The sequence below is a fragment of the Nocardioides ganghwensis genome, from assembly GCF_014779655.1.
Classification (GTDB): domain Bacteria; phylum Actinomycetota; class Actinomycetes; order Propionibacteriales; family Nocardioidaceae; genus Nocardioides; species Nocardioides ganghwensis.
Window position 1 is genome coordinate 124,361 of the sequence record NZ_JACXYX010000004.1, and the last position, 19,147, is coordinate 143,507.

At 70.9% G+C, this 19,147-nt stretch carries 10 protein-coding genes; 8 read left to right on the forward strand and 2 right to left on the reverse strand.

Annotation, left to right across the window (positions count from 1 at the left end; translation table 11 throughout):
* Nucleotides 1–12: 12 nt before the first annotated feature.
* Complete coding sequence (locus IEZ24_RS06165; protein WP_129453728.1) at nucleotides 13–1,458, reverse strand: cytochrome ubiquinol oxidase subunit I; 1,446 nt, start codon at nucleotides 1,456–1,458, stop codon at nucleotides 13–15.
* Nucleotides 1,459–1,564: 106 nt separating this feature from the next.
* Between IEZ24_RS06165 and IEZ24_RS06170 the strand changes: the two genes are divergently transcribed.
* Together IEZ24_RS06170 and IEZ24_RS22265 are read left to right on the forward strand one after the other, a co-directional pair.
* Nucleotides 1,565–1,927, forward strand: a complete 363-nt coding sequence (locus IEZ24_RS06170; RefSeq protein WP_129453729.1) for a BlaI/MecI/CopY family transcriptional regulator — start codon at nucleotides 1,565–1,567, stop codon at nucleotides 1,925–1,927.
* Between the two features lie 12 nt (nucleotides 1,928–1,939).
* Complete coding sequence (locus IEZ24_RS22265) at nucleotides 1,940–2,806, forward strand: M56 family metallopeptidase (protein WP_129453730.1); 867 nt, start codon at nucleotides 1,940–1,942, stop codon at nucleotides 2,804–2,806.
* Nucleotides 2,807–2,861: 55 nt separating this feature from the next.
* On the opposite strand, the gene IEZ24_RS22270 is transcribed toward IEZ24_RS22265, so the two are convergent.
* Nucleotides 2,862–5,723 carry a M4 family metallopeptidase gene (locus IEZ24_RS22270; RefSeq protein WP_129453731.1) on the reverse strand — a complete coding sequence of 954 codons (2,862 nt, stop codon included), beginning with the start codon at nucleotides 5,721–5,723 and terminating at the stop codon, nucleotides 2,862–2,864.
* Nucleotides 5,724–5,906: 183 nt separating this feature from the next.
* Between IEZ24_RS22270 and IEZ24_RS06185 the strand changes: the two genes are divergently transcribed.
* The 6 genes from IEZ24_RS06185 to IEZ24_RS06210 all read left to right on the forward strand — a co-directional run bounded on the left by IEZ24_RS06185 (nucleotide 5,907) and on the right by IEZ24_RS06210 (nucleotide 19,115).
* The gene (locus IEZ24_RS06185; RefSeq protein WP_191192825.1) at nucleotides 5,907–8,564 is read left to right on the forward strand and encodes an FtsK/SpoIIIE family DNA translocase; all 2,658 of its coding nucleotides are present in this window, start codon (nucleotides 5,907–5,909) and stop codon (nucleotides 8,562–8,564) included.
* Nucleotides 8,564–10,219: a helix-turn-helix domain-containing protein gene (locus IEZ24_RS06190; RefSeq protein WP_129453733.1), complete on the forward strand. Its 1,656-nt coding sequence runs from the start codon at nucleotides 8,564–8,566 to the stop codon at nucleotides 10,217–10,219. Before IEZ24_RS06185 ends, IEZ24_RS06190 begins: the two co-directional genes overlap by 1 nt.
* Nucleotides 10,220–10,247: 28 nt before the next feature.
* Nucleotides 10,248–11,324, forward strand: coding sequence for a serine hydrolase domain-containing protein (locus IEZ24_RS06195; RefSeq protein WP_165355979.1), 1,077 nt, complete (start codon nucleotides 10,248–10,250; stop codon nucleotides 11,322–11,324).
* Nucleotides 11,325–11,460: 136 nt separating this feature from the next.
* The gene (rimO, locus tag IEZ24_RS06200; protein WP_129453735.1) at nucleotides 11,461–12,969 is read left to right on the forward strand and encodes a 30S ribosomal protein S12 methylthiotransferase RimO; all 1,509 of its coding nucleotides are present in this window, start codon (nucleotides 11,461–11,463) and stop codon (nucleotides 12,967–12,969) included.
* Entirely contained in the window at nucleotides 12,966–13,589 is a 624-nt protein-coding gene (pgsA, locus tag IEZ24_RS06205) for a CDP-diacylglycerol--glycerol-3-phosphate 3-phosphatidyltransferase (protein ID WP_129453736.1), read from the forward strand. The genes rimO and pgsA overlap by 4 nt, the downstream gene beginning before the upstream one ends.
* 252 nt (nucleotides 13,590–13,841) lie before the next feature.
* The gene (locus IEZ24_RS06210) at nucleotides 13,842–19,115 is read left to right on the forward strand and encodes an ExeM/NucH family extracellular endonuclease (protein ID WP_165355980.1); all 5,274 of its coding nucleotides are present in this window, start codon (nucleotides 13,842–13,844) and stop codon (nucleotides 19,113–19,115) included.
* The last annotated feature ends 32 nt before the right edge of the window (nucleotides 19,116–19,147 follow it).

Here is a 19,147-nt window from a genome sequence, read left to right on the forward strand (position 1 = left end):
TCGGCGGGGTGGTCAGTAGGCGAACGTGAGCGGGCGGTCGTCGTCTGCCCCGCCGACGGGGACGTCCGGCGGCTCCACGAACGGGTCGGCGCCCTTGCGGATGTAGGTCACGAGCAGCTTGATCTCGACGACGGCGAGCAGGGCGTACAGGGAGGTGAGCACGATCAGCGACGTGGCCGCCTCGAAGGTGCTGACGCCGGGGGAGACCCCGGACTCGGTCGTCATCAGACCGAAGACGACCCACGGCTGGCGGCCCATCTCGGTGAAGATCCAGCCCCACGAGGACGCCAGCGTCGTGGCGATCGGGAGGCTCAGTCCCAGCGTGCCGAGCCAGCGGACGCCCGGCGTACGGCCCCCGCGGGTCAGCCACAGGATCAGCGCGGCGCCGGCGGCGGCGAAGAAGCCGAGGCCCATCATGAACCGGAACGACCAGTAGGTCACGGGGATGACGGGGGTGTAGTCGCCCTCCGTGAAGGCCTTCGACGTCGGGTCGTCGCCGAACTCCTCGACGTACTGCTCGCGCAGCGGGTTGATGCCCTCGACGGTGCCGTCGAACGACCCGGTGCCGAGGAAGGACAGCAGGCACGGGACGGTGACGGCGAACTTCTCCTCCTTGCCGTCGGGCGTGCCGATGGTGAAGACCGAGAACGGCGCGCAGCTCTCGCTGGTCTCGTAGAGGCCCTCGGCGGCGGCCATCTTCATCGGCTGCACCTCGGTCATCACCTTGCCCTGGAGGTCGCCGGTGACGCCGACGCCGATGCCGGCGAGGAGGGTGACGACGGCGCCGATGCGGATGGCGCGGTGGTACATCGGGCGGTCGGCCTCGTGCTTCCTCTTCATGTAGAGGTACGCCGAGACGCCGAGCAGGAAGGTGCCGGCGGTCATGTACGCCGCGAAGATCACGTGCGGGAAGGTCACGAGCTGGACCTTGTTGAACATCACCGCCCAGAAGTCGATCAGCTCCGCGCGGTCGGTCTCGGGGTTGAACCGGTAGCCCACCGGGTGCTGCATCCAGGAGTTGGCGGCCAGGATGAACCACGACGACGCCAGTGTGCCGAGGTGCACGAGCCACATGCAGCCGGCGTGGAGGCCGCGGGGGAGCTTGTCCCAGCCGAAGATCCACAGGCCGAGGAACGTCGACTCCAGGAAGAAGGCGAGCAGGCCCTCGACCGCGAGCGGGGCACCGAAGACGTCGCCGACGAAGCGGGAGTAGTCCGACCAGTTCATCCCGAACTGGAACTCCTGCACGATGCCGGTCACCACGCCGATGGCGAAGTTGATGAGGAAGAGCTTGCCGAAGAACTTCGTCAGTCGGAGGTAGTCCTCCTTGCCGGTGCGCACCCACGCCGTCTCCAGCCCGGCGATGACCGCGGTGAGCCCGATCGTCAGCGGCACGAACAGGAAGTGGTAGACGGTGATGATCCCGAACTGCCAGCGGGCGATGTCGAGGACGTCCATGGGCACACCCTTTGTGTGATGGCGCTGCGGCGCGGAAGTACTACAGATCGTAGTAGATACTACGCGTGTCGTAATTGCCGGCACAGGGACCCTAGACTCCAGTTCCATGAGTCCAAGGTCCCGGATGGGTGAGCTCGAGCAGGCGGTGCTCGAGGTGCTGTGGGGGCTCGACGCGCCGGCCAGCGGCCGCGAGGTGCACGAGCGCCTGTCAGGTCGGGACCTCGCCTACACGACCGTGATGACGGTGCTCGACCGCCTGGCTCGCAAGGACGTCGTCGTGCGCGAGCGCGAGGGCCGGGCGTTCCGCTACGCGCCCCGGCTGACCCGCGCTGCGATGACGGCCGAGCTGATGCACGAGGCGCTCGGAGGCACTGACACCGACCGTGAGCAGGCGCTCGTGTCCTTCGTGGGCGAGGCCAGCGCCGAGGACCTCGCGGCGTTGCGTCGCGCCCTCGACGAGCTCGCCTGACCCGGCCGACCCGTGGCCACCACGCTCGTCCTCGGGGCACTCGCAGTGGTGCTCGCGGGCCCGTTCCCGTGGGGGCTGTCGCGCTGGCGCGGTCTGAGGCGTACGCCGGCCGCGGCGATGCTGCTCTGGCAGAGCACGGCGCTGGCCGCGGTCCTCGCGGCGCTCGGTGCCGGTTTGTCGCTCGCCACGGAGCGGCTCTGGGAGCCCCCGGTCACGGCTGTCGACGTGGTCGTGGCCGGACTCGCGGGGGCGGTCACGCTCGTCGTGCTCGCCCGGCTCGCCGTCAGCGGGCACCGCACCGGCACCGCCCTGCGGAGGATGCGACGGGTCCACCGCGAGCGCGTGGACCTCGTCGCAGAGGTCGACAGGGGAGTGTCGGTGCTCGAGCACGAGCTGCCCGTGGCCTACTGCGTGCCGGGCATGACCGGTGCGCGCATCGTCGTGTCCCGCTCCACGCTGACCACCCTGGCGCCGGCGGAGCTCGGAGCGGTCCTCGAGCACGAGCGCTCGCACCTGCGCGCCCGCCACGACCTGGTGCTGGAGGCCTTCGCCGTGCTCCACCGCGCGTTCCCGCGCTGGGTGGCCAGCGCGGCCGCCCGACGTGAGGTGGAGGTGCTGGTGGAGGTGCTGGCCGACCGTGCCGCCTGCCGCGCGGGAGACCGTCGAGCGCTGGCCTCGGCGCTGCTGGCCCTCGCCGGCTCCCCGGCTCCGGCCGGGTCGCTGGGATCGTCGGGGTCGTCGCTCGCGGCTCGCGTGGAGGTGCTGCGCGACACCCGTCCCCGTCCCGTGCAGGCGGCGGGGGTGGCCCTCCTCGCCGCCGCGATCCTCGCGCTGCCGACGTTGCTGGTGGTCCTGCCCTGGCTGGCCGGGCTCCGCTGAAGACGACGGACGGGGCCCCGGCGCGAGCCGGGACCCCGTCACAGGTGGTGATGGTTCAGCCGCGACGTCCCTCGAGCGACGCCGTTCCCGACGCCGTTCCCGACGCCGCCAGGGCGCAGGTCACGACCTCGATGTTGTCGACGTACCAGCCCTCGAGACCGCCACATCCGTCACGACCGATGTCGAAGCGGAAGGTGACGGTGTCGCCCGGCTTGACGCCGGCCTTGGCGAGGTCGACCTGCGAGGTGCCCCACGAGCCGCCGATCCTGCCGCCGTCGGTGCCGGTGAAGCCCTCCTCGCCCGCCATCGGGTTGGTGTTGGTCGAGGCGTCGGTCAGCTTCGTCGGCTGGTTGAACAGGTAGGCGCTCGCGGGGATCACCGTGAACGCGCCCCCGTTGACGCTGACCTTGACGTTGCCGCCGTCGTAGCCCGTCTCGGTCGAGACGTAGTGGTCGAAGGCCATCCGGACACCCTGGTCACCCGCCGGCACCTGCACGGCCGGGCTGGTGATGGAGTCCCGGCTCGAGAAGTCGCCGGCCCCGTTGGAGCACTCGCCCCTGTCCGGTGCGGGACCGTGGGCAACGCCCCCCGTGCGGTCGCCGGGGGCGTCGGTCGAGGCCTCCCACGGAGCACCGAAGCCACCCGAGAACACCACCTGCTGGTCCGCGGTCCAGCCGGTGAGCCCGTCCTCGAAGTCCTCGGTCCACACCTGCGTCTCGGTGCCGCCCTCACCGCAGAGGGTGGGGGTGTTCGGGTCGAGCAGCGGCTTGAAGTTGCACTGGACCGGGTCCTGTCGCAGCTCGACGGCGGCGACGATGTTCTTGACCTGGGCACAGTCCGACATGCGCACCGACGGGGCTGCCTGCGTGGCGGCGCCCGCCGCGGTCGTGAGCCGGTTGATCGGCCGTCCGACCAGGTCCAGGCAGGATGCCTCGAGCGAGTCGGCATGGTCGGCGAAGTCGCTCGTCGGCGTCTGGTAGGCGGTCATCGCCCGCCAGTAGATCGCCGCCGCCTTGTCGAGCCCGATGCCCTTGACGTCCACGCCGTTGTAGGTGCCGCCGTCGACGAGCAGGGCGTAGCCGTGGTTGGGCACACCCGAGTTGCTGTGCACGCCGCCGCCGTCGTCGCTGGCGCAGTAGTACTGGGCGTCGGAGACCTTGCCGGGGTCGCCGTAGCACGTGGGGGACCACATGTCGCGGATCGCCCCACCGAAGGCGGAGGAGTCCTCGCCCATGAGCCAGCGGTAGGAGTCGCCGCGGTCGCCCGCCGCGTCCTTCATCGTGATGTTGACCGCGCCGTTGGGCAGGGCCGACTTGATGAGGTTGCCGTCGCTGAGCCGGATCCGGACCGAGGGGATGGTGATGCTCGGGTCCGACCCCGACATCCCGCCGGGGGTCGCCTCGACGTTGTCGGCCACGAGGACCGCCCTCGCCCCGGCGTCCTGGGCGTTCTTGACCTTGATGGTGAAGGCGCAGGTGCCGCGGTCGACCAGGGCGACCTTGCCGGCGACGGCCCCGCCGTTGGTCAGCGGCTCGCAGGCGTCGTTGGTCGCGCCGGAGCCGTCCGTGCCCAGCACCACGTCACCCGTGATCCCGGTGCCGTCGAGCTGGGCGCCGAACTGCGCAGCGCCGGCGTCGCACGTCTTGGCGATGCTGGCCGGCGAGTTGATGACGACGACAGGCGTGGCGGGGGAGTGCGTCGAGCACTGGCCGACCGGACGTGCCGCCGAGATGTCGCCCTCATCGGCGTCCATCCGGCCGTTGATCAGGTCGACGGTCTCGCCCCAGATGTCGGAGTAGGACTCGTTGAGGGCACCGGACTGCCACTGGTAGATGAGTCCGTGGGTGTACTCGGTGTAGGCGTGGCCCCACTCGTGCGCGACGACGTCGTCGGACGACACGCCGGAGCAGTAGTTGGTGGTCACGCCGTTCCAGTTGGCGTTGGGGCAGGAGATCCGCGGGTCGTTGTTGACCGTGACCATCTTGTGCCCCTCGCCGTCGTAGGAGTCACGACCGAAGGCGTTCTTGAAGAACCAGTAGGACTCGCCGGTGGCCAGCACCTCGTTCTGCTGGTCGACGTCGAGGCGGCCCGGGAACCGGTCCCCCTCGCTCCACCGCAGGCCCTTGCGGCTGTAGCTCGCCTCGTAGAGCTCGCGGTAGAGCCCGTCGTGGATCAGCGAGTAGCGGTTGACCAGCTTGCCGGTCGACGCGTCGAGGAACACCATGTCGCGCACGTTGGCGCCGTTGGACACCTCGACGGCCCACGCGAGGATCGCCCGGCCCGCTTCGCCCTTCGTGGCGCCGACCCGGTAGACCACGAGGTCGGTGCTCGCTGCCTCGATGCCGGTGGTGTCGGCGTCGCCCTCATGGCCCGGCGGGTCGCTGCGCACGGTGCCGACGGCGTCGTCCGCGGCGGCCGAGGCGCTCAGGCGCGGCGTCACCGACAGGTCGAGCGACGGGGCGGCGTAGCCGTTGACCGCGGTGAGGTCACCCTGCTCGTCGACCTGGGCACGGAGCATGGACCCGAACACGGGGACCCCGCGGTAGGACTGGGTGTAGGTCACCGTCCAGCCGCCGTTGGCGGCCTCGACGCGGGCGCGGCGCAGCTCGCCCGCGCGCGCGCCGAAGTTGGCGGCGTACTTGTCGAGGTAGGCCTCCGACTTCGCGACCGCGTCGTCCCTCGTCCGGCCCGAGCGAGCCGGCATCAGGTCGCCACCCCGCTCGACGCGGATGAAGCCGACCCGCTTGGTCGCGCTCTCCCCGGAGAGGGAGACCAGCCCGGCGGCTTCGTCCTTCATGGCGCGTACGCCGTTGTCGTCGGCCTGCGCGGCCGGTGCTGCCTGCACCGTGATCGCAGGAGCGGCCGCGAGGCCCGCTCCCACCATCGCGAGCGCAAGCCCTCTGCTGAGGAGCTTCACTCTCTTTCCTCCGATTCCGAGACGCACCCGGAACCCAAGTCGCCCGAGTGACCCGGCTCACCATAAGTAGGACGTCCGACAATGGGAAGCACGGCATCTCGCAAGCCCCCCTCAGGGGTGCATCCCACGACACGCACCCGTGTGGTCCCTGTGACTGGTGTGACGTGGCCGTAGGGTCTGAGCATGGCGACCCGTACGTCTTCCCCGCCGGGGTCGCGGAGCTCGAGCACGTCTGGAACCAAGCGCACCACCAAGGGTTCGAGCACCCGATCACGGAGTACCAGCACCAAGCGTCCCGCCCCACGCTCACCAGCGAAGGGCAGGGGCCGGTCCAACGCGTCCTCTCGCCCGGCGCCCCGGGCGGTGCGCAACGGCCCCGGTCCGGTCTCGCGCGCCTTCGGTGCGCTCGGTCGGGCGCTGGCGGCGGTCTGGCTCGGCATCGCCCACGCGGTGGGAGCGGTCGCCCGCTCGATCGGGCAGTCGGCCCGTGACCTCGACCCCGAGCACCGTCGCGACGGGGTGGGCCTGTTCCTCTTCGGACTGGCCATGGTCGTCGCGGCCGCCGTGTGGTGGCAGCTGCCGGGCGGAGTCATGGACTTCGCCCGGTCGGTGACGGCCGGCGCCGTCGGCAAGGTCGGCTGGTTCGTGCCGCTCTTCCTGGTCTACGCCGGGTGGCGCACCCTGCGCGACCCCGAGCGCAACGGCCCCGCCGGCCGGCAGGTGATCGGCTGGACCGCCTTCACGCTGGGCCTGCTCGGCATCGTGCACATCGCCAACGGCAACCCGCAGCCCGTGCTCGGCGACGCCACCATCCTCCAGGGGGCCGGGGGAGCGGTCGGCTACGTCACCTCGAGCCTGCTGCTCGACCTGATGCAGACCCCGTACGTCGTGGTGCCGCTGCTGGCCCTGCTGGCGATCTTCGGCATCCTGATCATCACCGCGACCCCGGTCTACCAGATCCCGGCCCGGCTGGCCGCGCTGCGCGACAAGGCGCTGGGCCGTACGCCTGCCGAGGACGCCGCGGCCGACGACGAGCCGACGAAGCCCGTGCGCACGCGCCGCCGCTCGATGCTCGACGACGACGTCGACCCCGAGATGGGCGACCCGGCCTACGACAGCCCGGTCCTGTCCGACCGCGAGCTCAGGAAGCGCCGCAAGAAGAAGGCCGGGCCCGATGAGGGGGCAGAGCCCCAGGAGGACTACGGCATCGACCTGTTCGCCGACCCGATCGACGGATCGGCCGACGCGCCGACCGAGGTCACCCCGGCCGTGGTCGGTTCCGTCCCGGGCGGCAAGGACGACACCGGCCCGGTCGAGCCGCCGCCGCACACGCCGCTGCCGGCGCGCGTCGAGCAGCTCGCCCTGTCCGGCGACATCACCTACTCACTGCCCGACAACTCCTCGCTCAAGCCGGGCTCGCCGCACAAGGCGCGCTCCAAGGCCAGCGACGCGGTCGTCGAGCGGCTGATGCAGGTGATGGAGGAGTTCGGCATCGACGCCACCGTCACCGGCTACACCCGCGGCCCGACGGTCACCCGCTACGAGGTCGAGCTCGGCCCCGCGGTGAAGGTGGAGAAGGTCACCGCGCTGTCGAAGAACATCGCCTACGCCGTCGCGTCCGCCGACGTCCGCATCCTCAGCCCGATCCCCGGCAAGTCGGCCATCGGCATCGAGATCCCCAACGTCGACAAGGAGATCGTCTCCCTGGGCGACGTGCTCCGGTCCACCACCGCCCGCTCGGACCACCACCCGATGGTGGCCGGGCTCGGCAAGGACGTCGAGGGCGGCTTCGTCGTGGCCAACATGGCGAAGATGCCGCACCTGCTCGTCGCCGGTGCGACGGGTTCCGGAAAGTCGAGCTTCATCAACTCGCTGATCACCTCGATCCTGATGCGGGCCACGCCCGACGAGGTCCGGATGATCATGGTCGACCCCAAGCGGGTCGAGCTGAACGCCTACGAGGGCGTCCCGCACCTGATCACGCCGATCATCACCAACCCCAAGAAGGCCGCCGAGGCGCTGGCCTGGGTCGTGCGCGAGATGGACATGCGCTACGACGACCTGGCCAACTTCGGCTTCCGCCACATCGACGACTTCAACAAGGCGGTTCGCGCCGGGAAGGTCGAGGTCCCCGCGGGCAGCGAGCGCACCCTGACGCCGTACCCCTACCTCCTCGTCATCGTCGACGAGCTCGCCGACCTGATGATGGTCGCCCCGCGCGACGTCGAGGACTCGGTCGTCCGCATCACCCAGCTGGCCCGTGCGGCCGGCATCCACCTGGTGCTCGCGACCCAGCGTCCGTCGGTCGACGTCGTCACCGGCCTCATCAAGGCCAACGTGCCGTCGCGGCTCGCGTTCGCGACGAGCTCGCTCGGCGACAGCCGCGTCATCCTCGACCAGCCGGGCGCCGAGAAGCTCGTCGGCCAGGGTGACGGCCTGTTCCTGCCCATGGGCGCGTCCAAGCCCGTACGTGTGCAGGGTTCGTGGGTCACCGAGGCCGAGATCCACCAGGTCGTCAAGCACTGCAAGGACCAGCTCGAGCCGACCTACGTCGAGGACGTGACGGCGCCGAAGGAGTCCAAGCGCGAGCTCGACGACGACATCGGCGACGACATGGAGCTGGTGGTGCAGGCCATCGAGCTCATCGTCTCCACGCAGTTCGGCTCGACGTCGATGCTCCAGCGCAAGCTGCGCGTCGGCTTCGCCAAGGCCGGCCGGCTGATGGACATCCTCGAGAGCCGCGGGGTCGTCGGACCCAGCGAGGGCTCGAAGGCGCGTGACGTCCTGGTCAAGCCGGACGAGCTCGATTCCGTGATCGCAACGTTGGAGGGGGGAGCCTGATGAGCACGGTCCTGAACGAGAACGAGGTCTTCGACGAGGACTCCGCGGGCACCGGTCCCGCGGCCGTCCCGGACCATGTGGAGGTACGCCGGCACGCCGGCGTCGCCGCGGGGGTCGGGCTGACCGCCTCTGCCGTCGCCATCGCCTACCTGGGCCGCGCCTCGCAGTCCGGGTCCACCCTCGACTGGGTGTTCGTCGCCGTGATGGGGCTGCTCGGGGCGTACTGGCTCGTCGGGCTCGTCGACGCCCGCACCCCGCTGCTCGTCGCGGATGCCCAGGGCATCCGGATCCGCCTCGGCCGTACGTGGCGCGGCCTGCCGTGGACGGCCGTGCACCACGTCGAGCACACGCCGCGCAAGGGCCTGCTCCGCGACGGACGCCTGGTCGTCGTGCCGCACAACCTCGAGCTGATCGAGGCCGAGCTCACCGGTGCCGGCAAGCGCCACACCAGCCTGTCGCGGCTGCTGCACGGCGCGCCGCTCGCGGTGCCGCTGGGCCTGTCCACCCGCGTCGTCGGCGCGGACGGGGACCTCACCGAGGCGCTCGGCCGGGTCGCGCGCGACGCGAGCCAGATCGTCGTGCTCGAGACCGAGGTCGAGCACTCCGAGGACGTGGTCGACGAGACCGTGGTCGAGGAGAGCGTCGTCGAGGAGAGCGTCGCCGAGGAGAGCGTCGCCGAGGAGACCGTCGAGCCACGGGTGGCCAGCCCCACCCCGCTCGCACTCCGAGAGACGGGCGCGGGCCGGCGCTCGGAGGTCCGCCGCGACGTCGTCGAGGACGCCTCGGACGACGAGCCCGCAGGTCGCGAGCTGCACCGACCGGGTCGGGTCAGCCTCGTCGAGGAGACCCAGTCGTGGGGCGACCGCGTCCGCGCCATCGCCCGACCCGGCGAGCCGGTCGAGCCGCTCGTGCTCGACGACTTCGAGGTCGAGCCCGCCGAGGATCCGGTCATCGGCCCCGAGCTCGCCGCCGCCCGTACCCGCCTGGGGCTCACGGTCGACCAGCTGGCCGACCGCACCCGGATCCGCCCGCACGTGATCGAGGCCGTCGAGGTCGACGACTTCGAGCCCTGCGGCGGCGACTTCTACGCCCGCGGCCACCTGCGCACCCTTGCCCGCGTCCTCGGCATCGACGTCGCACCGCTCCTGGCGACGTACGACGAGCGCTACGCGCACGCCCCGATCAACCCGCGTCGGGTCTTCGAGGCGGAGCTGGCCACCGGGGTCAACGGCTCCATCCGCAGCACGCGCGGCGGCCCCAACTGGTCGGTGCTCGTGGCCGTGGTGATGGCGCTCGTGCTGGCCTGGTCGGTCGCCCGCCTGGTCATGGACACCCCGCCCGAGCTGCGCGGCGCCACCCCGGTGCTCAACGGGTCGGGCGGTCCGCAGGGCGCCGGCAACGCGCCCCTCGCCGAGGCGGTCCCGGTCGTGGTCAGCGCCGCGAGCGGCGGCGCCAAGGTCGTCGTGCGCGACGGGGCCGGTGAGGTCGTCTTCAAGGGCAGCCTCGCCGTCGGCCAGTCGCGCGAGCTGAAGGCCTCCCCTCCCGTGCGGGTGCAGTCCACCGACGGCGCCGTGACGGTCTCGCTCGCCGGAGGCGAGGCCCGCCCGGTCGGCGAGCCCGGAGTGGCCGGCCAGGGCACGTTCGTCGCCAGCTGAGTCCACCCCGCGTGACATCGTCGTGACCGTGGACCTCGATCCGGCGACAGTGCTCGACACGCTCGTGGCCTCGGGCCGGGACCCGGGCTGTGCGGTGGCGGTCGTGTGCGACGGGGTCGTGGAGGTGGACCACGCGGCGGGGACAGTGGACGGCCGCCGGGGGTGGGCGTCGGACACCCTGGTGATGACCTACTCGGTCGCCAAGCCGTTCGCGGCCCTGGTGGTGCTCGACGTCGTGTCGGAGGGCGCCATCGGGCTGGACGACCCGGTCACGTCCGTGTGGCCGGAGTACGGCGTCGCGGGCAAGGCCGGCACGACGGTGCGACACCTGCTCGCGCACCAGGCGGGACTGCCGGTGTTCGCCGAAGAGGCGGCCGCGGTGCCGTACGACGACCGCGAGACGCTCGTCGAGCTGCTCGCCCGGTCCGCGCCGGTGCACGAGCCCGGTGCGCGGGTCGCCGAGCACGCCCTCACCTACGGCCACCTCCTCGACGAGGTGGTGCGACGGACCACGGGCGAGGACCTGACCGGACGGTTCGCGCGGGTGTGCGCGGACGAGGGCTGGGACCTCCACCTCCGGGTGCCGGAGGTCGATCTCGACCGGGTAGCCACGGTGGAGGAGGTGTCGCCCGGCTGGCGGCACGACTACGAGCGCGACCCGCGGTGGGGGCCCGCACTGAGCCGTCCGCGCGGTCTGCTCGACCCCGACGTGCTCAACTCCGCCCGCTTCCGGCGTACGTCCTTCCCTGCCGTGGCCCTGCACGCGTCGGCCCTGGCGCTCGCGCGCTTCTACGACGACGTACGCCGCCCCGACGGACGGGTGGCGCAGCGGCTCGGCCAGAGGCTGTGGCGTGCATTCCTCGCGCCGGCCTCCGGCGGGCACGACCTCGTCCTGGACCGGGAGGTCGTGTGGACCCTCGGCTTCCAGCAGGACCAGGAGGACGGCCGCCTCGAGATCGGCATGGGCGGTGCCGGCGGGTGCTCGGCCTGGACCGAGCCGCAGGCCGGCTACGGCGCAGCGTTCGTGAGCCGTGGACTGGGCCGGCACGACCGGGGCGGAGACGTGTGGGAGGCCGTCCGGAGGGCGTACGCGCCGAGGTCCTGACCGGGACCGACGACCGGTGCGGGGCCAGCGGGGAGGATCGTCCTGACATGCCGAGGACGATCCTCCCCACTGTGCTCGCCCTCACCGCGCCGCCGGTGCGTGCCTGCGAGGCCGGAACCGGCATACTCACGATGCGATGACCACCACCGAACCCGAGACCCAGGCCGAGACCGCGACCCCCCTCAACGTCGCCGTCGTCACCCTCGGGTGCGCCCGCAACGAGGTCGACTCCGAGGAGCTCGCCGGCCGGCTCGAGGCGGGCGGCTTCGTCCTCGTCGACGACGCGGAGGACGCCGACACCGTCGTGGTCAACACCTGCGGGTTCGTCGAGGCGGCCAAGAAGGACTCCGTCGACACCCTGCTCGAGGCAGCGGACCTCAAGGCCTCCGCCGGCCACGGTGGCAAGGCGCAGGCCGTCGTCGCCGTCGGCTGCCTCGCCGAGCGCTACGGCAAGGACCTCGCCGAGTCGTTGCCGGAGGCCGACGCTGTGCTGGGCTTCGACGACTACCCCGACATCGCCGCGCGGCTCCGGGCCATCGTGGCGGGGGAGACCCACCACCCGCACACGCCGTCCGACCGCCGTCGCCTGCTCCCGATCTCCCCGGTCGAGCGCGACGCCTCGACGGTCTCCGTCCCCGGCCACGACGTACGCGCCGACGCCAGCGACATCGGCACGGGCGCGCCCGCGACGGGCCCCCGCGCCGTACGACGTCGCCTCGACGCCGGCCCGATGGCGCCGCTGAAGCTCGCCAGCGGCTGCGACCGACGCTGCTCCTTCTGCGCGATCCCGAGCTTCCGCGGGTCGTTCGTCAGCCGCCGGCCCAGCGACGTGCTCCAGGAGGGGCAGTGGCTGGCGACCCAGGGCGTCAAGGAGCTGTTCCTCGTCAGCGAGAACTCCACGTCCTATGGCAAGGACCTCGGTGACCTGCGCCTGCTCGAGACGCTGCTGCCCGAGCTGTCCGGCATCGACGGTATCGAGCGCGTACGGGTCTCCTACCTCCAGCCGGCGGAGACCCGGCCCGGCCTGATCGAGGCCATCGCCTCGACGCCCGGTGTCGTGCCCTACTTCGACCTGTCCTTCCAGCACGCGAGCGCTCCGGTGCTGCGGCGGATGCGCCGCTTCGGCGACCCCGAGAGCTTCCTCGGCCTGCTCGAGCAGATCCGCTCGCTCGCCCCGCTGGCCGGCGTACGCTCCAACGTCATCGTCGGGTTCCCCGGTGAGACCGAGGACGACCTGCAGACCCTGTGCGACTTCCTCGAGGCGGCCCGGATGGACGTCACCGGCGTCTTCGGCTACTCCGACGAGGACGGCACCGAGGCCGCGGGCTTCGCCGACGACCTCAAGCTCGACGAGGACGAGATCCGCGCCCGCACCGAGCACGTGACGACCCTCGTCGAGGAGCTCAACGCCCAGCGGGCCGAGGAGCGGATCGGCGAGCGGGTCGTGGTGCTGGTGGAGTCTGTCGACTCCGCCGACGGCGAGGTCGTCGTCGAGGGCCGCGCGGCCCACCAGGGCCCGGAGGTCGACGGGACGACGTTGCTGACCGGTACGGCGGGGGCCCGGGTCGGCGACCTGCTCGCCGCGACCGTCACGGGCACCGACGGGGTCGACCTGGTCGCACGAGTGGACGGAGACCGAGCATGACGACCGAGCAGCAGCAGGTGTCGAACTTCAACATCGCCAACGTGCTGACCGTGCTGCGGATCGCCATGGTGCCGCTCTTCGGCTGGGCGCTGCTGCACGACGGCGGCGACGACCCGCTCTGGCGCTGGGTTGCGTTCGGCCTGTTCGCCGTCGCGATGATCACCGACAAGATCGACGGCGACCTGGCCCGCAAGCACAACCTGATCACCGACTTCGGCAAGATCGCCGACCCCATCGCCGACAAGGCGATCACCGGCATGGCCTTCATCGGCCTCTCGATCGTCGGCGACATCTGGTGGTGGGTGACGATCGTCGTGCTCCTGCGCGAGTGGAGCGTGACGCTGCTGCGCCTGTCGATCCTCAAGGACGTCGTGATCGCGGCGGCCCAGAGCGGGAAGATCAAGACCGTGCTGCAGGCGCTCGCCCTCGCCGGCCTCCTCTGGCCGCTCCCGCACGGCGACGCCCATGGTGGTGCGTTCGACTTCTGGCCCGGCCCGCTCGGCGAGGTGCTCTTCTACGTCAGCCAGCTCATGCTGGCCGCAGCCGTGGCGATGACGATGTGGTCGGGCTGGGAGTTCTTCCGCGACGTGCGCAGGCAGCGGAGCCACACCCAGGGGTGAAGAGTGTGAGGACTCGACAAGTCGAGCCCTGACATTTCGTCACCACTTGGACGACATCCGTTCGACCGGTACGCCACCAAACGTCGCTGGCGTGGGTGAAGATGCGGGGGCACATCACCCTCACACCCGAACCCCGGAGTAAATATGCGCACACCCGCGCTCCCATCGCCGCGTCGTATCGCGGCTGGAGCGGGTCTGGCCCTCTTGGCCGCCGGACTCACCCCGATCGCCGCGTCTCCTGCGAATGCAGACGTGGCCACGAAGATCGCGACCTTCCCGTACTCACAGGACTGGTCGACCGCATCTCTGATCACGACCAACGACAACTGGTCGGGCGTGACCGGTGTCCAGGGCTACCTCGGCCAGGACATCACCACCTCGAGCGCCGGTGCTGATCCTCAGACACTCCTCACGGAGAGCGCGATCGCGAACGACACGGATGTCATCGCGAACCAGGCCGCCCCCAACACGAACACCGCTGGCGGAGTCGCTGAGTTCGACGGCATCGCGGATCCGTCCATCGCGCTCCAGGGCAGCGGAACCGCTGACGCGCCGTACGTGGCGTTCCACCTCGACCTCGCCGGCCAGACGAACGTCACGTTCGCGTTCAACGCCCGCGACCTCGACGGCTCTGCTGACAACGCCGTCCAGCAGGTCGCCGTTCAGTACCGCGTCGGTGCGACTGGCAACTACACGAACTTGCCCGACGGCTACATCGCCGACGCCACGACGGGTGGGTCTGCGACGCAGGTCACCGCCCGGAGCGTCACCCTTCCCGCTGCGGTCGACAACCAGGCCAGCGTGTTCGTGCGGGTCATCACCTCCAACGCATCGGGTTCCGACGAGTGGGTCGGCATCGACGACGTCGCGATCTCCGCGGAGGGCGGGACCTCGGCGCTCGCCGTGACCAACCCGGGCCCGCAGAACAGCGTCGTCGGCACCCCGATCGACACCCTGACCCTGTCCGCCGGCGGCGGCACGGGTCCGTACACCTTCGGTGCCACGAACCTCCCGGCCGGTCTCTCGCTCGACACCGACTCGGGTGCCATCACGGGTACGCCGACGACCGCCGGGGCGCCCACCGTCGAGGTCTCCGTGACGGACGCCGACGCGGCGACCGACACCGAGTCCTTCGTGTGGACCGTCACCGAGCCCGCGGCTCCCGTCGCCATCGCGGCGATCCAGGGCACCGGCTCGACCACCCCTGTGAGCGGCGACGACGTCGCGACCCAGGGTGTCGTCACCGCGTCCTACCCGACCGGTGGCCTCAACGGCTTCTACATCCAGACCCCGGGTGCGGACACCCCCGACGCCTCCGACGCGATCTTCGTCTACGGCGGCCCCGGTGGTTTCGCGACCTACCCGGCCGTCGGCGACTCCGTCGAGGTGACCGGCGTCGCCGGTGAGTTCGGCGGCCAGACCCAGATCAACGCGAGCGCAGGTTCGGTGACCCCCGTCGCCGCCCTGGGCGACGTCACGCCGAAGACCACCATCCCGGGCACGACGTGCGAGCTGCCGGGCGCCACCTGCGACACCGTGGCCAACCTGGCGCCGGCGCGCGAGGCGATGGAGGGTGAGCTCCTCGAGCCCACCGCCGACTTCACCGTCACCGACTCCTACGACGGCAGCCCGTTCTGGGCCGGCAACTCCTTCTCGTCCGGCATGTTCGGCGAGATCGGGCTCGCAGCCGCGACCGACAAGCCGCTGGTCACGCCGACCGAGCTCTACGACGCGCAGAACGAGAAGACGCTCATCGCCCAGCGCACGGCGTACAACAACGCCCGCCGCATCATCCTCGACGACGGCTCGAGCGCCAACTACGCCGTGACCGGTGCCAACACCGGCCAGCCGTTCCCGTGGCTGACGGCCGACCACTCGGTCCGGGTCGGGGCGGCTGTCACGTTCCCCGAGCCGGTCGTCTTCACCGAGGGCTTCAACACCTGGCGTCTCCTGCCCACCACGCGCGTGGTCGGCGAGCCGTCGGCGACGCAGCCGCAGATCGAGCAGACCCGCGCCGACAACCTGGCTCCCCAGGAGGTCGGTGGCGACGTCAAGCTGGCGACGTTCAACGTGCTGAACTTCTTCCCGACCACGGGCGAGGAGTTCGTCGCCTCCGGTCTCGGCACGTGCACCTACTACCGCGACCGCGCCGGCAACAACATCACCAACAACCGCTGTGACCCCAACGGTCCCCGCGGTGCTGCGAACGAGGCCAACCTCGTGCGCCAGCGCGACAAGATCGTCGCCGCGATCAACACCGTCGGCGCTGACATCGTGTCCCTCGAGGAGCTCGAGAACTCGGCGAAGTTCGGCAAGAACCGCGACTTCGCGATCAACGCGCTGGTCGAGGCGCTCAACGCCGACGCCGGTGCCGGCACGTGGGCGGCCGTCCCGTCGCCCGCGACCCTGCCGCCGCTGGCCGAGCAGGACGTCATCCGCAACGGCTTCATCTACCGGCCCGCGAACGTGCGGCTGGTCGGGGACTCGGTCGTGCTCAGCGACCAGTCGTCGAGCGGGGAGGCCTTCGAGGACGCCCGTGAGCCGCTGGCCCAGGCCTTCAAGCAGGTCGGTACGCCCAACTCGCGCGGGTTCGCGGTCATCGTGAACCACTTCAAGTCCAAGGGCTCCGGCACGCCGGACCCCGACGGTCAGGGCAACGCCAACGACGCCCGCATCCTGCAGGCAGAGGCCCTCGCGACGTTCGCCGACGAGTTCAAGACCGCTCGCGGGATCTCCCGCGTCTTCCTCGCCGGTGACTTCAACGCCTACTCGGAGGAGGACCCGATCCAGGTCCTCGAGGAGGCGGGCTACACCAGCCTGGAGTCGTCGAGCAACCCCGACGAGGAGAGCTACAACTTCGACGGCATGGTCGGCTCGCTCGACCACGTCCTGGCCAACGACGCGGCCCTGGCCGACGTCGACGGCGTCGACATCTGGGACATCAACGCCAGCGAGTCGGTCTACTACGAGTACGCCCGGTTCAACAGCAACGTCACCAACCTCTACACCGACGGCCCGTTCCGGTCCTCCGACCACAACCCGGAGATCATCGGCATCAACACCGCGGGTCTGACCGACGTGCAGATCATCGGCAGCAACGACTACCACGGCCGGCTGGCCGCGGGCCCGCGTCTCGCGGCGTACGTCAAGGCTGCTCGCCAGGCCAACCCCAACACCGTGTTCGCGGCGGCGGGTGACCTCGTGGGTGCCACGACGTTCGAGTCGTTCATCCAGCACGACAAGCCGACGATCGACGTGATGAACGAGGCCGGGCTCGACGTGTCGGCCGTGGGCAACCACGAGTTCGACGCCGGCTACGACGACCTGGTCAACCGGATCATGGCCCCGTACGACGCGGACACCAACCCCGAGGGTGGCGCGGAGTGGCAGTACCTCGGTGCCAACGTGAAGTTCAAGGCCGACGGCTCCGACGCCCTCGAGGGCACCTGGATCCAGGACTTCGGTGACGTCGAGGTCGGGTTCGTCGGTGCTGTCACCGAGGACCTCCCGTCGCTCGTCGCTGCCGACGGCATCGCCGACATCGAGGTGACCGACATCGTCGAGGCCACCAACGAGGCCGCCACCGAGCTCAAGGGCGCGGGAGCCGACGTCGTCGTGCTGCTCGTCCACGAGGGCGCGGGCGGTACCTCGTACGCCTCGGCGACCACGCCGGGCACCGCGTTCGGTGACATCGTCAACGGCGTCAGCCCCGACGTGGACGCGATCGTCTCCGGTCACACCCACCTGGCCTACAACCACTCGGTCCCGGTCCCCGCATGGGTGGCCGAGGAGCGCGCGGTGACCGAGCGCCCCGTCGTCTCGGCCGGCCAGTACGGCGAGAACCTCAACAAGCTGGTCTTCACCGTCGACAACGCCACCGGCGAGGTCCAGGCGAAGACCCAGGAGATCGTCCCGTTCGCCAGCTTCCCGGCCACGGGCGACGCAGCGACGCAGGCGATCGTCAACGACGCCAACGCCAAGGCAGCCGTGCTCGGCGCACAGCCGCTCGGCAAGATCGAGGCCGGCTTCTCGCGGGCCAAGTTCGTCGGTGGCGCCGAGAACCGCGGTGGCGAGTCGACGCTGAACAACCTCGTCGCCGAGGTCCAGCGCTGGTCGACCGACGCCGACATCGCCTTCATGAACCCGGGCGGCCTCCGCGCGGACATGCTGGGCACCGGCACGGACTACCCGCGCACGGTGACGTACAAGAACGCTGCCGACGTGCAGCCGTTCGCCAACACGCTCTTGACGATGGGCCTGACCGGCTCCTCGATCAAGAAGGTGCTGGAGCAGCAGTGGCAGCGGACGGCGGGCGGCACCGTGCCGTCGCGTCCCTTCCTGAAGCTCGGCGTGTCCAACGGGTTCGAGTACACCTACGACCCGACCCGGGCCGAGGGCGACCGGATCACGGGCATGTGGCTCGACGGTGAGGCGATCGACGCCGGCACCACCTACCAGGTGGCTGCCAACGCGTTCCTCGCCTCCGGCACCGGAGACAACTTCTTCGCGTTCTCCGAGGCCACCGGCAAGCGTGACTCCGGCAAGGTCGACCTGGCCGCGATGGTGGACTACATGGCCACCTTCGCCACCGAGGCCGACCCGCTGGGCGTGGACTACTCGCAGCGTGCCATCGGCGTCGCCGGTGTGGCGAACGAGTACGCACCGGGACAGGCGGTGACGGTCAACCTGACGTCGCTCGCCATGACCGGCGTCGGCGACCTGCAGGACACCGCGGTCGAGGCCACGTTCAACGGCCAGCCCATCGGCGAGTTCGCTGTCGACAACACCGCCAACCCGGCCGGTGACGCCAACAGCAACGACGAGGCGGGCAAGGCGACGGTGACGTTCACCGTTCCTGCGGGCACGGCCACCGGGACGTACGACCTGGTCGTCACCGGCGCCACCACCGGCACCAGCACCACGATCGCGGTGCCGGTCAAGGCGGCGGTCCAGCAGCCCGTCAAGGCCGACACGACGGTCACCGGCACGGCCGGCCCGGTCACGTACGGCACCGCGGGTTCCGTGGCAGTGAAGGTCGCCCCCGCGGCGGCCACCGGCACCGTCGCGGTCTCGAAGGGCAACGTCGTCCTGGGCTCGGTCGTGCTGGCCTCCGGCCAGGGCACGGTCACGCTCCCGGCGAAGTCGCTGCCGGTCGGCTCCCACACCCTCACGCTCACCTACTCCGGCGACACCGGCCACAAGCCGTCGACCGGATCGGTGACCGTGGTGGTCGTCAAGGCCGAGGCCATCCTCAAGGCCACGGTGAAGCCGAAGCGCGTGGTGGCCGACAAGACCCGTGCGCGGGTCGTCGTCACCGTCGCCGCGGAGGGCTACGTCCCGACCGGTCGCGTGAAGGTGCGGGTCGCGGGCAAGACCTACCGCGCCAAGCTCGTCGACGGGAAGGCCGTGATCAAGCTGAAGGAGTTCGAGAAGCCGCGTCTCTACACGGCGAAGGTCTCCTACCTCGGCGACGACAACACCGAGTCCGCGAGGACCGCGGTCAAGATCAGGGTGAAGCGCCGCTGACGCGACGCTGATCCCGGTCCACGAGGACGGCC

What these genes read in the sequence shown, in the direction of transcription:
- rimO (WP_129453735.1), top strand. Translation starts at nt 11,461, where the DNA reads ATGACCACCACCGAACCCGAGACCCAGGCCGAGACCGCGACCCCCCTC.
- IEZ24_RS06190 (WP_129453733.1), top strand. Translation starts at nt 8,564, where the DNA reads ATGAGCACGGTCCTGAACGAGAACGAGGTCTTCGACGAGGACTCCGCG.
- IEZ24_RS06185 (WP_191192825.1), top strand. Translation starts at nt 5,907, where the DNA reads ATGGCGACCCGTACGTCTTCCCCGCCGGGGTCGCGGAGCTCGAGCACG.
- IEZ24_RS06165 (WP_129453728.1), bottom strand. Translation starts at nt 1,458, where the DNA reads ATGGACGTCCTCGACATCGCCCGCTGGCAGTTCGGGATCATCACCGTC.
- pgsA (WP_129453736.1), top strand. Translation starts at nt 12,966, where the DNA reads ATGACGACCGAGCAGCAGCAGGTGTCGAACTTCAACATCGCCAACGTG.
- IEZ24_RS06170 (WP_129453729.1), top strand. Translation starts at nt 1,565, where the DNA reads ATGAGTCCAAGGTCCCGGATGGGTGAGCTCGAGCAGGCGGTGCTCGAG.